Consider the following 14,574-nt stretch of genomic DNA (forward strand, 5'->3'; position numbering starts at 1 on the left):
GATCCTTATGCAAAGGAATGAAATTTTAAAAGAAATTAATGAACTTCTCTCCAGTCATGGTTTTGAATCTTCTCATATATATGATAGAAGTTGCTTTGACATGGTGGCTCGTAAGAAGTTTCTTCTATTATTACTCAAGGTGCTAATAAATATTGATGGTTTCACTGGAAAACAAGCAGAAGAAATTAAAAGACTGGCACATTATTTTTTAGCATCCCCTCTCGTAGTGGGTGTTAAATCAAAAAAAGAATATTTAGAAGAAGACGTAGTTTATGAAAGGCATGGGATTCCCGTTATCGCAGTTGAAACTCTTCGAAATATAATTATGGAAGATCTCTACCCGGAGATATTTGCGGACCGAGGGGGATACTTTGTACAAATTGATGGAGATATTTTAAGTGAAATAAGGGAAAAACAAAATCTTTCACTAAAAGATCTGGCAGATATGGCCCACGTTTCACGAGAAACCATATATAAATATGAACATGGCCTGGCTAGAGCCTATCCTGAAACTGTGATGATGCTGGAAAACATTTTAAACCTTAAAATTACTCTTTCCATAGATCTTTTCAAGTTACCTCCAGTCCAGGAGACAGAGAATATTAACACTGCCAATGAACCTAAGGAACTGGTGGATCTTGGTTTTGGAGTAATTCCCACCAACAGAACACCATTTGACGCAATTGCCAAACCCGATTTAAAATCATCTAATGAAAAGAAAAATAATGAAAGTTCTATGATAACTAATCTGGAAAAAAACAGAACCCAAAATATTCTAAAGAAAATGGCAATAAATGTAAAAGATTTATCAGAAATTACGGGTGCTAATTCTGTATTCATTTTTGAAAATAAAAAGAAGCTGGATAATATCAAAGGAGTACCAGTTGTCCATAACTGGGAAATAGAGGATATGAAAAACTCTGGCGAATTTTTAAAACTCCTTAAAGAACGTAAGGAATGTAACTAATAAAAATCATTTTTTTTTTTTACTGATCTTTATTGGTATTACACTCTTTTGAAGATGGGATTCTTTGTATTTATATCTAAAATAAAATGATGGTTAATTAATCAATAAAAAAAATTAGAAAAAAGAGAATTTAATATCTTAAATTCCTTTTTTTATTTCCTGAAGCCTTATTATATGCTACTTGTCTCTTTTTACCCTTGGCATATATTCCATAACCCCTATTCTTTAGGGCAGTGTTTTTAGCAATTTTGGCATAAGAACCCGATGAATAAATTCCATTACTTTTATTATTAGATGCTGTATTGTAGTATATGGATGCTGATTTAGCTATAGATATTATACCTGTCTTGTAATTATTTTTTGCTGAATTTTTATAGATGTATGCTGAGGATCCCCTGGAATAAATTCCATATCCTTTATTAGCATAGGCTGTGTTTTTGTTTATATTTGCGGATACACCTTTAGAATATATTCCATGTAACTTGTTGTAATACGCCTTATTATTATAAATAATGGCTTTTGATCCAGTAGAATATATTCCGTACTTGTTATAGTAGTTTTGATTGGATTCAATGAGCGCATTGTAACCATTTGAAAGGGCACCACAGTTAACATTGTATTTTGCTTTATTACTAATGATTTTAACTGTTGAACCTGTTGAATAGATTCCATTACCTGAATTTTTAGTAACATTAGATCTATAAATGATTGCCTTATACCCTGAAGACCGGATACCATTCTGTTTATTGTAATTAGCAGATGAATCCCAAATTTGTGCAGAACTTCCAGTAGAATAAATACCATTCTGTTTATTGTAATTAGCAGATGAATCCCAAATTTTTGCAGTGCTCCCAATAGAATAAATACCATTCTGTTTATTGTAATTAGCAGATGAATCCCAAATTTTTGCAGTGCTCACAATAGAATAAATACCATTCCAGCTGTTATAATCCGTTTTAACACCATTTATCTGAGCATTGTTACCTGAAGATCGGATTCCATTATTTTTATTAGAATTTGCCCCTATACTGAACAATTTAACCCCAGAACCTGTGGATCTAATTCCGTTTTGTGAATTTGATGAAGTAACTGCATTGTATATTGTGGCATTATTCTTAGTGGAGTATATTCCATTTTGCCCATTGTTATTAGCTGAACTGACATAATTTACATAGGCATTGAGGCCATCCAGATAAATACCATTCAGTTTATTTTGATTGGCACTTAATACTAGGAAGATGTAGAGATCGTTACCTTTAGAGTATATTCCATTTTGACCATTAAGGGTTGAGTTAACATAATACATTTGAGCTTTACTGCCACTAGAATAAATTCCATTATATCCATTACTTGCACATAGAATATTGTACAGAAAAACATTGTTTCCAGTGGAATAAACACCATTCCATGTATTGTTATAGATTGATGATGATGATATACTGTTATCAGCTCCAGTTAAATGAAAACCATTTTTTTGGTTATATCTAGATTTAATTGAAACAAATCGGTTTCCAGACCCACTAGAGTTAATACCCGAATAGTCATTCAATTCTGTAGTTGAATTGGTAACTGTACTATTATTTCCATCGATCAATATCCCATTTTTATAATTATAGTTGGCATAACACTGATTTATTGTGGTATTATGTCCTTTAGAATAAATTCCATGGTCATAATTGAAATAAGCATAATTCAAGGTTATGTTGGAATTATATCCTTCAGAATAAATACCCGATTTTTCATTGTAATGAGTTCTGCTGTTATAGACGGTTGTATTATTTCCTGAGGAGGTGATTCCATGCCCATCACTGTATGTTACATTATTAAGCTCAAGATAAGCATTATTTCCAGTGGAATTTATTCCATTGGAACCGCTGGAAGATATATTGTTATTCTTTATATTTGCAAAGTCTCCAGACGAATTTATCCCTTCCATACCGGCATATGTGATTTTATTATTTATTACATGGACATTATCACCTGTGGAGTTCACCCCACATAAGTTTGTGTCATTAATTGTATTATTGGAAATAGTAGCATTATCCCCAGTAATAAGGATACCGTCTCTTGTAGAGGAAAGAATGGTGTTATTATTTATGGTAGCATTGTTTCCATCCACACTCATAGAGCCATTAATTGACAATCCAGAGACTGTGGTGTTAACAGATGAACTTAAAACCTGTATAATATCATTGCCAGCGTCACCAAATAATTCAACACTCCCCTCTGCTATGATGGAGACTGAACGATCTAAAATAATTTTCACATTTTCATATAAACCTTCCATGAAAGTGAAGGTATCCCCATCCTCAAATGTGTATTCCACTCCATCTAGGGTAAATGTGGTTGAAATACCATCTGAAGTGAATATGTCAGAATAAGTGGTATTATTCACTGCATAATTAGCTGCAGAAACTGTACTAATCATAGACAATACAGCCAATACCAATACCACTGCAAATATTGTTTTTTGTTGTGATTTAATTATATTACCTCCAATTTTTTAAAAAAATTTTCTTAAAATATTAATAATAAAAAATCATTTTATGTGAACATTATTCTAATGATTATATTTAAATTTTATTAATTGAAACGAAGTAATACTTTTAAAAATAGCTTCAAAATGGTTAAAAAAGATAAAAATAGTTTATAATAATTTTTTTTATTTAATGAGCTTTTTTTATCGAATCTATGATTCAAAATTGCCAAAAAACAAAAAATAGAATTAGTGTAATGGGAAGATAGAATAGAATGAATAAAAAGTTTTTTCCACTTTAAAGGGTTATAATCGGATTATTTTTTAAGTATTATTTTATTTAAATGTTATATCTGGTTTAGTAATAATATATCAATTTTTATTAATTTACAAGATTAAAGAACTTAAAACTCTTTAACTAACTTAAAGGTTTCCTCTGCTTCAGAGGGACTAGCTATTCCTAGTGCTATCATATCCACGTAATCTAAGGTTTTTAGAAAATCAAAAGCTTCTTCTGGTTTTAAAATGCCCGCAGCCAATATTTTTTTAGCAATAATTATTTTATCAATTTTGTACATTAATTCCCGAAATTCTAGCCGGGTGTCTTCCATGAAAGTGCTTGTATCCATCAAATAACCTAATTTGTTAACAGGTACCATGTAAATATCAAATAAATCCAAAATTGGAGATTTTAATAGATTTTTAGTAGTTTTAAATGGCATATGTGTTACTAGTCCAGGTATGGAACCAGAATCTGTTATAAGATTTAGTTTCTCTCCTACAAATTCCCAACCCCAACTATCAGTGATTATGGCGTGAAGAAGCATAGTACTTGCTTCCAGATCAGAGAATGTTTCAATATCCTCATCTTCTTTATCAGGGCGGATGGTTCCCACGATATCAAGTTCACAACCATCTTCAATGGCCATTCTAACTGCTTTTATAACATTTTCATAGGGAATTATTTGGATCCCTTTTACTCCCATATCATGTGACTTTTTAATTATTTCTAACATATTTTCGGGTTTTTGGTATAAATCCAACTGGTATAAACGTGCTCTATGTCCAAACTGAGATGCTCCGATAAAAGGAGAAGTTCCAAGAAGAGTTTTTGGTATTTCTTTATTTTTTATATTAATATTTCCATTAAACATGTGAATCAATTTATAATAATTGTTTTATAATTAGAATTAGTTTTTTACATATTAATTATATTACTTTACTTCTAAAATTGCTTGAAAATTAAAAAATGGAGTAAATTTCAGGTTTTATTCACCTAAATAATTCTTCTATATCATCAAATTGTTCGGCAACCCAGTTATAAATGTTTCTTTCTTTCACAATCTCTTTTAAACCAGATAAGCGTTCTTTTCTTTCCTTTGATTTCATGGATACTGCTTGGTATATAGCTTCTGCAGTTTGTGAAACATCAAAAGGATTCACATTTATTGAATAATCTTTCAACTCTTCATATGAACCCGCATGTTCAGATAATATTAAAACACCACCATTATCATTTATAACTGAACCTTCCTTGGATACTATGTTCATCCCATCACATATGGGATTTACCATTAAACAGTCGTAATTTTTAAAGGCTGCTGCCACCAGCGAGTAATCTGCCTTAAAAATTTGTTCAATGGGTTTCCAATCATCTGTAGAATATTTATTATTAACTTCATCAATAACTTGGTCTATTTCTTCTTTATAATCACGATATTCTTTTATTTGCTGACGGGTAGGTTTTCCAGTGGATAAAAATTTAATATTACCTAAGTATTCAGGGTGTTTCTCTAAAAACAAGTCATATGCCCTAAAACCGCGGATAATATTCTTGCTAAGATCAGCCCGGTCTGTTCTGTAAAGTAAAAAATTTTCCCCTTTAACTTTTCTTATTATTTCCTCTTTTTTTGAAACTTCTTCTGATTTAGACAATTCAAGAAGGCCTTGGTCATCCACAGATATGGGATAATTTTTAACATAGATTTCCCGGCCTTCATATTTTATTACATTTTTTTCCAGATCTACTTCATCAGCGTATTTTTCACAGGTTCTTAAAAAATTTTTTACATATTTTTCTATGTGAAAACCTACAATATCATTGGCTAATAGTCCCTTTATGATAGCTTCTTCCATGTAATCTGGTATAATACAGAAGTACTCCGGTTGTGGCCAAGGAATGTGTATAAATTGGCTTAAAAAGATATCTCCAAGTTTTTCTCTGATATAGGTTGGGCATAGGTATAAATGATAATCCTGCAGTATGATAAGCGGATCTTTTTCATTAAAAGTTGATTCTTTTACAATTCTCTCAGCAAATTTCTTGTTCACATATAGATAACCATCTTCCCATGCATGGTGTATCTTATCATCTATTTCTGGAGTATAAGGTGGATTCCACATGTAATGCTGTACAAACCACAAGAGGGGGTTACTTATTACACTGTAATAGTTTTCATAGCGGTCACGATCCACTATTACAAAAGGAACTCTGAAACGAGGATTATCTTCAGGAATAGGGACACAATTGTCTTTAAATGTTTTAGCAACTTCTGCATCTTCTTTGGACATCGCACTGGCAATCCATGTACCATTAATAGTTTCCATTACTGGGAGAAGTGTAGATACAAGTCCTCCTGCACCCCGAGTCATTACAATTTTATCCTCTTTGTCTCGGTGAAATTCAATTGGACCCCTGTTAGATGCTACAATTAAATGTTTATCCTCTAGAAACTTCTCTATTTTACTATAAACAGAATTATTTTCAAAAATAGTTTTTCCCCCTTGGTAAAATTTATTCAAATTTAGCCATGTTATATTATATTAGTCACCAAATTTAAATGCATTTTCATCTAATACTAATATACGAAATTAAATGCATTTTCATCTATAAAAATAGAAAAATCAAAGGTGAATATTATGGATAAAATGAAAGTACTTATCGCTGATCAAATAAACGAAAAAGGAATCACTGAACTTGAAGAAGTTGCAGATGTTATTGTTGATACTGATATTACTAAAGAAGAACTTATAGATGTTATTAAAGATGTTGATGGTATCATTGTTAGAAGTAGAACTAAAGTGACCCGTGCTGTGATAGAGGCTGCCCCAAAGCTTAAAATAATTGCTCGAGCTGGTGTGGGAGTAGATAATGTAGATGTTCATGCCGCCACAGAAAAAGGGATAATGGTGGTTAACGCCCCAGAATCAACTTCTATAACTGTAGCAGAACATGCCATGGGACTTATACTTTCACTGGCCCGGAAAATAGCAATTGCTGATAAGTCTGTTAAAGATGGTAAATGGGAGAAAAGTAAGTTTATGGGCATTGAACTTAACGGCAAAATAATGGGAATTATTGGTATGGGAAGAATTGGTTCTCAGGTTGTGACCCGTGCCAAGTCATTTGGAATGGAAATAATTGTATATGATCCTTATATTACAGAAGAAGCAGCTACAGAATTAGGTGTGACTGTGGTTGACTTGGAAACCGTTCTTAAAGATTCAGATATAATCACCATACACGTACCTTTAACTCCAGAAACGAAACATCTCATATCCAAAGATCAATTTGAAATGATGAAAGATAGTGCTTTTATTGTCAACTGCGCCCGTGGTGGAATCATAAACGAGAAAGCCCTCTATGAAGCCCTCACTGCAGGGAAAATAGCTGGTGCTGGTCTGGACGTGTTTGAAGTTGAACCTCCGGTTGATAATCCTCTCTTAAAATTGGACAATGTAGTTGTCACTCCACATATTGGTGCTTCAACATCTGAAGCTCAAAGAGACGCAGCTATTATTGTGGCAAAAGAAGTAAAAACAGTTTTTGAAGGAGCTTCTCCTAAGAATGTTTTGAACATGCCAGTTCTTGATCCTAAAACACTTCAAACCATCAAACCATACTTCGAATTATCGGAAAAATTGGGAAGTTTCCTCATCCAGAGTGCTAAAGGCAATATCCAGGAAGTTAACGTTACCTACTGTGGGGAATTAGCAGATCTGCCCAAAAAGGATATTTTAACCCGTATTATTCTACAAGAAATTTTAAATCCAATCCTCACTGAACCGGTGAACCTGGTTAATGCTCCGGCTGTAGCAGAAAAAAGGGGTTTAATCATAACTGAAAGTAAAAGGAAGGATGCTAAAGGATATAGTAGCCTTATAAAAGTTGAAGTCGCATCTGAAGATAGTAAAATGAGTGTCGAGGGTATATTTGTTAAAGAACCAAAAATCGTTATGATCAGCGGTTATAAAGTGGACGTTAAACCAGAAGGCACCATGATGATTGCAAAGTACACTGATCTGCCAGGCACCATAGGAGCTATAGGAACCAAACTGGGAGAACATAACATAAACATTGCTACTATGCAGGTTGGTCGAAAAGAGCTGGGTGGAGAAGCAGTTATGGTTTTAAAGGTGGATGAAAAAGTTCCACAAGATGTAATCAATGAATTAAAGAAATTAGAACATGTATACGATGCTGTGGCAGTTAACCTATAATTAACCCTATCCACTATTTTTTTAATTCATTCTATTAATTTTTAGATAAATTCAAACATTTATATATTAAAATATTTTTTTATGGTCCGATTAAGTTTATAACTCTTATATGAATTAAATCCGTGCTTTAATAACTATTTCAGATTAAATCAGGGTGTAATCTGCTAAATTTCCAAAAGAATCATAGGCCAGGATGCTTTCTTCAGTGTAAGGTTCTGCAATTATCATGTGAAAGAGGCCTTTTTTGGCAAAAAATTGCAGATCCGCTTGAGAAGGGCCTGCATTGTATCCCGGGTGACTGTGTACTGATCCTACTGCATCAGAGGTTAAAGGCATCATAAAAAGTTGCATTACTGCGCCTTCCTCAGAAGTAGAACCCGGAACAAAGATCAATCCATCTATTTTAAGTATATTATTACTTATTTTGCCCTGTAATAATGCTACAAATTCTTGTGGGTAAGACTTACGGGCAATATTAATAATTTCATCAATTACCTCTCTCTCGATTTGGACTTCCTCAAATTTCTTTTTATCAGCCCCTAATACATGGGATAAAAAATTATCTATTCTACTATTTTTCTTCATTTTGATCAGGTACCCTATAAATTTGAGTTTTAACATTAAATACATTCTATTAAATATGAAAAATCATTTATATCCATACTAAATTCATAATAGAATTTTATCTTAATAAAGCATTGGTAGTTTTTATTATATTTTCAATGAATTGAAAAAGACTGTGTCAAAAATTGGGAGATTTCTATCTGCAAACAGTCTGAATCTTTTACTGGTCACCTTTTTGCTACTTATAGGATTAAATCCTTCTACTTCAGTTTCTTTTTTGTATATTCCAATACCTCGCCGTTGCCAGCTTGGAACTTCTGCAACATTGATGCCTTTGTTAAAAAGAAGTTCATGGATATCTTTACTTTTTTTACCTCTAAGAATTTCAATGGCCTTTTCCTTTTTATAGTCTTGTCTGAGAGTCCAGTATGCATAACCATTTAGACAGTTTCGCCATGCTTCACCCTGTCGATTTTGGAAATATTCAACCACCTGACCCATTGACAATGGAATCAACCTAGAATCGAAAGAAATTGGTTTAAGTGACTGCCAGACGGAAGAATTTAAATTACTGGATTTTAGATCATTGCAAATTGTTCTGGTGAACGCTCCGCTGATAAAACTGCTAAATACCGAGTTTAATTTTTCTATACGTCCTGAGAAGGGGATATCAGCTAATAAAATATTCATTTCATCAGAAAACGTATAAATAAATAGAGGATTAAATTCTTTAAAGAAATCTATGGAGGTTTGAACCATTTTATCGGCGAAATCATCATCATAGGGCTTTTTGAATTCTAATCTTTGAGATAGCTGTGAAAAATTTCGACCATCAATTCTTATTACAATTTTTGAACCACAAGGAACTTTTAAATTTGAAAAAATCTCACATTCACTCATATAATGACCCTCTGACAATTCTAGACTAAAATTTATTCTTTAACTGCAAGAATTCTAATGGAAATTAATTATTTTATTAATTGTATTCTGATAAAAATATCATAAATTATGAGTACAAAAAATTTTGAATAAATCAATTTGATAATTAATGTAATAGAAATAAGAAGTATAATAAATTAATTTCATGTTCCAATAATCAGATTTTCATTAAAACTTTTAAGAAGTTTTACTGCAGAATAAGCAGCCATAACACTGGTTTTAGGATTCATCGAACATCTCATATTTTTGGTTGAAGTTCTAAACTCGCCAAAATCTCCAACGACGTGTACTTCATGTAAATTTCTATCCACTAAGGGATCTACAACTATTTTAACATCAATATCCCTGTTGCTGGCTATGCTCAATGCTGCAGCTACATTGATATTTAATGGAAATTTTTTAACAGCTTCTGATGCCGTGCCTTCGAACAGTACTTTTTTAACATCAGTTGAAATTCCAAGAGATTTAGGTGGTTTGCGAGTGACTAGGGTAACCTTTTTAATTTTTCCTATGGAAGCAGCTTTCATACCATCCAATCCAACAATTGCACCAGATGGGATGTATATTTTAGCATTATTATCTATTGCAAGTTTTTCCAAACGATTTTTAAGTTCAAAATCCATTAAAGCTCCAACGCTCATAATGATAACATCTATTCCTCTTTGCAATATGGGAGGAACTACTTTTTCTACTGCATCTGGGGCAGCTGCTTCAATTATCAAATCCACCTTATCTAACATATCTTCTATGTCAAAAACAGCAGTTCCATCTATTAAGGTTGCCAAATTTTCCGCTCTTTCAATATCCTTGTCAAAAAAAAATTTTAGTTCAACGCCAAGCTTATCTTCTATGGCAAAATTAGTGATAATATTAGCTATGGCGCCACATCCCACAATACCAACTTTCATTTACTACTTCCTATTGAGTTGCAACTGGTTCTGGAATATCAGGACTTATTAATAGTATGTCGCCAACAGCCTGAACCCTTTCATAAGGTATGTCTAATGTTCCTTCCTCTTTTAAGGGTCTTATTTCATCAGCTTCAGGAACTATCCTTATGCTGGTTTTTAGAACTTCTCTGATGCCTACGCTCTTTTTATCAGGTTTCATGGCTTTTACTTTCAACAATGAAACTCTGCCTTTTTTTATGTTTAATATTATATCCTGAACTCTTCCCACATATTTTCCTCTAACCGTATATATATCTAAACCATACAGACCAGATAATTCAACCATAATTCCACCACCAGATTTTGCATTTAACCTCAACTCTAAAAAGAGGTTAATGTTCGAAGTTATACTGTTTTATTAAATAATTATGTTATTTAATTATTAAATAATTTTAAAACACTCTAAATACTTAAACCTTACGCCTCAAAGGTTAAGATTATTCAAAATAACATTGAAAAAATAGGATTTATAATAATTTAATATAAAAGCTAACTAAATTACAATTAGAAAAAAAATAGTGTAGTAAAATTGAGGTTTAATAATTTATAATAACAGTTAAAAAAATAAAAAAATTCTATTCCTTGAATAATGATAGTGAAAGATCTATTTTGGAATTTTTATTTTGAATTCTGTTCCTGAATTTAGATTCAACTGGATAGTACCATCTAATTGTCTCACTAGAGTGTCCACCATTTTTAACCCAATAGATTCCATATCCTGGAATTTTTTAGGAATACCTACCCCATTATCACTTATTTTCATTTTTAAATAATCATTGTGATCTTTAATCTCAATTTCAAGTAAACCCTCCATCTTATCCGAAAAAGCATGCTTTATAGTGTTTAAAACCAGTTCATTAATTATTAATCCACAATTAAAAGCTGTTTTGGGATCTAAAAGAACGTCTTTGATGGTTATTTGCGTCTTTAATATTCTTTTATCAATACCGTAAGCTAGAAAGAGTTCGTCTACCATGTTAAGAACATATTCTGAGAGATTTACATATCTCAGATCATTAGATTCATTTAAAGTTTGATGAATTCGGGCAATTGAATTTATATAATTTTGATTATCCTTAAATTTATCTGCCAATTCTTCAATGATGTATGCAGACTGAATACCCATTAAACTTGAAATATTACTGAGATTATCATTAATTTGTACATTCATTTCTGTTATTAACGAGTTTTTATCTTTTATACTATCACTAATATGTCTATTTTCACTTTTTAACTCTTTAATATCTATTTTTAATTCTTTTTTATCCTTATTGAATTTCTTAAGTTTTAGATTAAGTCTATTATCTAATTGCTTCTTTTTTATTAGTAAAGAGTTATTTGTATCCTTTAGATCTAATATATATTCTTTTAAAAACTGTTCATTTTTTTGGAATTTTTCAAGGTCTTTATTATATTTCAGTTCCCATTCCATGATTTTTTTGGATAAAGACTTCTCCAAACTCTTCATTTCAATGAGTTTTGTCGTGAAAACATCTCTTTCTATATTGAATTCTGCCACCGGTTTTTTGGTTCTCTCCCTCAATATTGAATTTTGATTATTTAACGATTTTAACTGTTGTTTCAGTTCCGACAGGTTATTATCCATGGTTTTATTATTTTTTTCTAGAGCCAGGAGTTTTTCTTTAAATTTACTTTCTACTTCAGCCATCTCTTCCTTTAAAAGGTTTTCATTCTTTTTAAATTCATTAATTTTTGAATTTAATTGTTTAATTAACTTTTCAGAATTTTACAATTCGATTTGATGCTTTTCTTCAATTTTGGAGTATTTTTATTTTAGTTTTGCTCTAGAATGACCTAAATCCACTATTTCAGATCTCAACGATTCGTTTTCATTTACATAACTCTCAATTTCGCTTTCAGAATGTTTTTTGAATATATTAAATTCTTTGTCAATTGAATCAGTTTGGTTCTTTAAGTCACGAATTTCCTTATTCGACGAATTATTTTCCAGTTCATGCTTTTGAATTTGTTCCTTATATTCTTCTTTCAATCTGGAATATTTTTCAGTAAGAGATTTATTTATATCCTCTAATTGAGATACCTGGATATCTGCTTCATTTTTTTGTTCATCAGATTTTTTTAGTCAGTTGTTGAATAATTTTTTTCAATTTCAGGTTTTCACTGGTTAAATTGTATTTTAGGTTTTTAAATTTATCAATTTCAGCTTTCAAAGATTCATTGTTATCTCTGATTAGGATTAGCTCATCATCATATTCCTTTTTTAATTTTTCGTAGTCTTGGATTAAGATTTTTTCAGTTTCTTTAAATCGGGTTACATTTCGACCTACAGCTTGAATCTCTGAAAATTCATTTTCACTACTTATTACAGGATCAAAAGTCCATTCTAATACTAAAATTTCATTTTCTAAATTAAAAACTCTGGTTTGGTAGTTTTTAAATTTTTTTTGTTTTATTATTGATTTCACGTGTTCTTTGAATCCATTTCTATCCTCTTCAGGGATTAAGGATGAGACATCTTTTCCAATAAGATTCGCTCCAAAATACTGGAAACAAATTGGATTGGCATAGATTATGCTTCCATCCAGGGAGTATCTTAGTATAATATCTTTTTGATGGTCGATTATACTTTTATAAAACTCTTTATTCTTTTCAAACTCATCTTCAGGTTTAAATTCTGTAACATCCCTAATTATAACTGATATACCATTAATGGAAGGGTATGCATGGATTTGTAAATACCTGGTTTCATCTTTGATCAGGCATTTTTTAACCATTGAAATAGTTTCATGATTTTTTAGAGCTTTATTAAATGTTTCAGCCAACTTTGAATCTTCAATTTTTGGGAAAAGTTGGAATAGTGATTTACCTACTGTTTGTTGATAAGGTATGTCTGTGAACTCTTCTGAAGCTTTATTACAAAATAAAACATTCATTTTTGAATCAATTTCACAAAAAATATCATTAACACTATCAAATACTTCTTTATATTCACTTTCATTCTTTTTCAAAGATTTTTCATGGATTTTTTCGTGAGTGATATCCTGCATTTGTAGCAGATATCCACCAATTACATCTTCATCCAAATAAAGAGGATTAATAATAATTTTTAGATGGATATCATCAAATTTAGTTTCATACTCAACTGCTTTACCCTCAATTAACTCATTTTTTTCATGTGGAGATAAATTCAAAATATTAAAGAGATCAAATTCTCTAATTTTTGAAATGTCATCTGTTCCCATAAGTTTTAAGAAGGGTTTATTCGCATCCAACAAGTTCCCATCTGATTCAAAAAGTCCACATGGAATTGAAGATTGAACATAAATACTTTTGAATTGTTTCTCGCTTTCAGAAATAAAATCGAGTTCATTTGCCAGTTTTATCTTAGTTATATCTTTAAAAATTAGGGTGCATCCTGAAAACTCTTCAAAATCATCTACAATAGGTTCTAAACTGTATTCAATATCTTTTTGTGTTTTATCCTTAGATATAAGTGTAGAATAACCTTTAAAATTTTCCATTAGTAAATTAATAGGATTTAACCTGGATTTGGTTTTAACATCTTCAATTGTGAAAATTTCACTTAAACTTCGGTTTAAAGCTTTTTCTTTGTTCCATCCAGTTAAATTTGCAGCTTCCTTATTAATATAATGGACATAACCATCATTGTCAGTAATAATTACCCCACGAGAATCTTCAAAACTTTTATCAACTAATTTTCCCTTTTTTTCTAATTTTTTTGCCAAATTACCCTTATAAATAGCTGTTTCGATGATTCTATGTAATTCTAATTCATTAAATGGCTTCAAAATATATGCAGCATGTTTAGTCATTTTGGCTCTTTCATAGGTTTTTTCATCCCCATGAGCAGTTAAGTATATGATTGGTACTGGAAAACTTTTGATTATCTCCTTAGCTGCATCTATCCCATCAATTTCTCCTTTTAAAACAATGTCCATTAAAACTAAATCTGGATTTATTTCCTGAACTTTTTTTATAGCTTCTTTTCCAGAAAAAACAAATGTTGGTACTTCATAGCCCCAATATTCCAATTTTCGTTGAAGTTCCATTGCAGTTAATCCTTCGTCTTCAACTATCAAAATTTTTGCAGAAGACATACAAACCCCTTAATGTCACAATAAATCACTGCATTTTTAACTAGTTCTTAGCTATGAATAATAAGTTTGACTAATATA

The 14,574-nt window shown here is 31.2% G+C and carries 12 protein-coding genes; 2 read left to right on the plus strand and 10 right to left on the minus strand.

Annotation, left to right across the window (positions count from 1 at the left end; translation table 11 throughout):
* Positions 1 to 7 precede the first annotated feature (7 nt).
* Positions 8 to 967: a transcriptional regulator gene (locus CIT01_02580; GenBank protein ID AXV37166.1), complete on the plus strand. Its 960-nt coding sequence runs from the start codon at positions 8 to 10 to the stop codon at positions 965 to 967.
* A 130-nt stretch (positions 968 to 1,097) separates the two neighbouring features.
* Here CIT01_02580 and CIT01_02585 read toward each other — a convergent pair whose 3' ends face one another.
* The 3 genes from CIT01_02585 to CIT01_02595 form a co-directional block, all read right to left on the minus strand.
* The gene (locus tag CIT01_02585; GenBank protein AXV37167.1) at positions 1,098 to 3,410 is read right to left on the minus strand and encodes a hypothetical protein; all 2,313 of its coding nucleotides are present in this window, start codon (positions 3,408 to 3,410) and stop codon (positions 1,098 to 1,100) included.
* Positions 3,411 to 3,847: 437 nt separating this feature from the next.
* Complete coding sequence (locus CIT01_02590) at positions 3,848 to 4,597, minus strand: hypothetical protein (GenBank protein AXV37168.1); 750 nt, start codon at positions 4,595 to 4,597, stop codon at positions 3,848 to 3,850.
* A gap of 118 nt (positions 4,598 to 4,715) precedes the next feature.
* Positions 4,716 to 6,245 carry a trehalose-6-phosphate synthase gene (locus tag CIT01_02595; GenBank protein ID AXV37169.1) on the minus strand — a complete coding sequence of 510 codons (1,530 nt, stop codon included), beginning with the start codon at positions 6,243 to 6,245 and terminating at the stop codon, positions 4,716 to 4,718.
* A gap of 126 nt (positions 6,246 to 6,371) precedes the next feature.
* Here CIT01_02595 and CIT01_02600 point away from each other — a divergent pair, with 126 nt between their 5' ends.
* Positions 6,372 to 7,943, plus strand: coding sequence for a phosphoglycerate dehydrogenase (locus CIT01_02600; protein AXV38700.1), 1,572 nt, complete (start codon positions 6,372 to 6,374; stop codon positions 7,941 to 7,943).
* Between the two features lie 144 nt (positions 7,944 to 8,087).
* On the opposite strand, the gene CIT01_02605 is transcribed toward CIT01_02600, so the two are convergent.
* From CIT01_02605 to CIT01_02635, 7 genes are all read right to left on the minus strand, one after another.
* The gene (locus CIT01_02605; GenBank protein ID AXV38701.1) at positions 8,088 to 8,528 is read right to left on the minus strand and encodes a hypothetical protein; all 441 of its coding nucleotides are present in this window, start codon (positions 8,526 to 8,528) and stop codon (positions 8,088 to 8,090) included.
* 126 nt (positions 8,529 to 8,654) lie between these two features.
* The gene (locus CIT01_02610; GenBank protein AXV37170.1) at positions 8,655 to 9,407 is read right to left on the minus strand and encodes a guanylyltransferase; all 753 of its coding nucleotides are present in this window, start codon (positions 9,405 to 9,407) and stop codon (positions 8,655 to 8,657) included.
* A gap of 182 nt (positions 9,408 to 9,589) precedes the next feature.
* Complete coding sequence (locus CIT01_02615; GenBank protein ID AXV37171.1) at positions 9,590 to 10,354, minus strand: aspartate dehydrogenase; 765 nt, start codon at positions 10,352 to 10,354, stop codon at positions 9,590 to 9,592.
* A gap of 10 nt (positions 10,355 to 10,364) precedes the next feature.
* On the minus strand, positions 10,365 to 10,682 hold the full coding sequence (locus CIT01_02620) for a photosystem reaction center subunit H (protein ID AXV37172.1): 318 nt from the start codon (positions 10,680 to 10,682) through the stop codon (positions 10,365 to 10,367).
* A gap of 318 nt (positions 10,683 to 11,000) precedes the next feature.
* The gene (locus CIT01_02625) at positions 11,001 to 12,065 is read right to left on the minus strand and encodes a hypothetical protein (GenBank protein AXV37173.1); all 1,065 of its coding nucleotides are present in this window, start codon (positions 12,063 to 12,065) and stop codon (positions 11,001 to 11,003) included.
* A 120-nt stretch (positions 12,066 to 12,185) separates the two neighbouring features.
* Positions 12,186 to 12,407 (minus strand): hypothetical protein, encoded by a 222-nt coding sequence (locus CIT01_02630; protein ID AXV37174.1) that lies wholly within the window; start codon positions 12,405 to 12,407, stop codon positions 12,186 to 12,188.
* A gap of 79 nt (positions 12,408 to 12,486) precedes the next feature.
* A complete protein-coding gene (locus CIT01_02635) occupies positions 12,487 to 14,496 on the minus strand; it encodes a hypothetical protein (GenBank protein ID AXV37175.1) in 2,010 nt (669 codons plus the stop codon).
* Between the last annotated feature and the right edge of the window lie 78 nt (positions 14,497 to 14,574).

This window comes from Methanobacterium sp. BRmetb2 (assembly GCA_003491285.1).
Classification (GTDB): Archaea; Methanobacteriota; Methanobacteria; order Methanobacteriales; family Methanobacteriaceae; genus UBA117.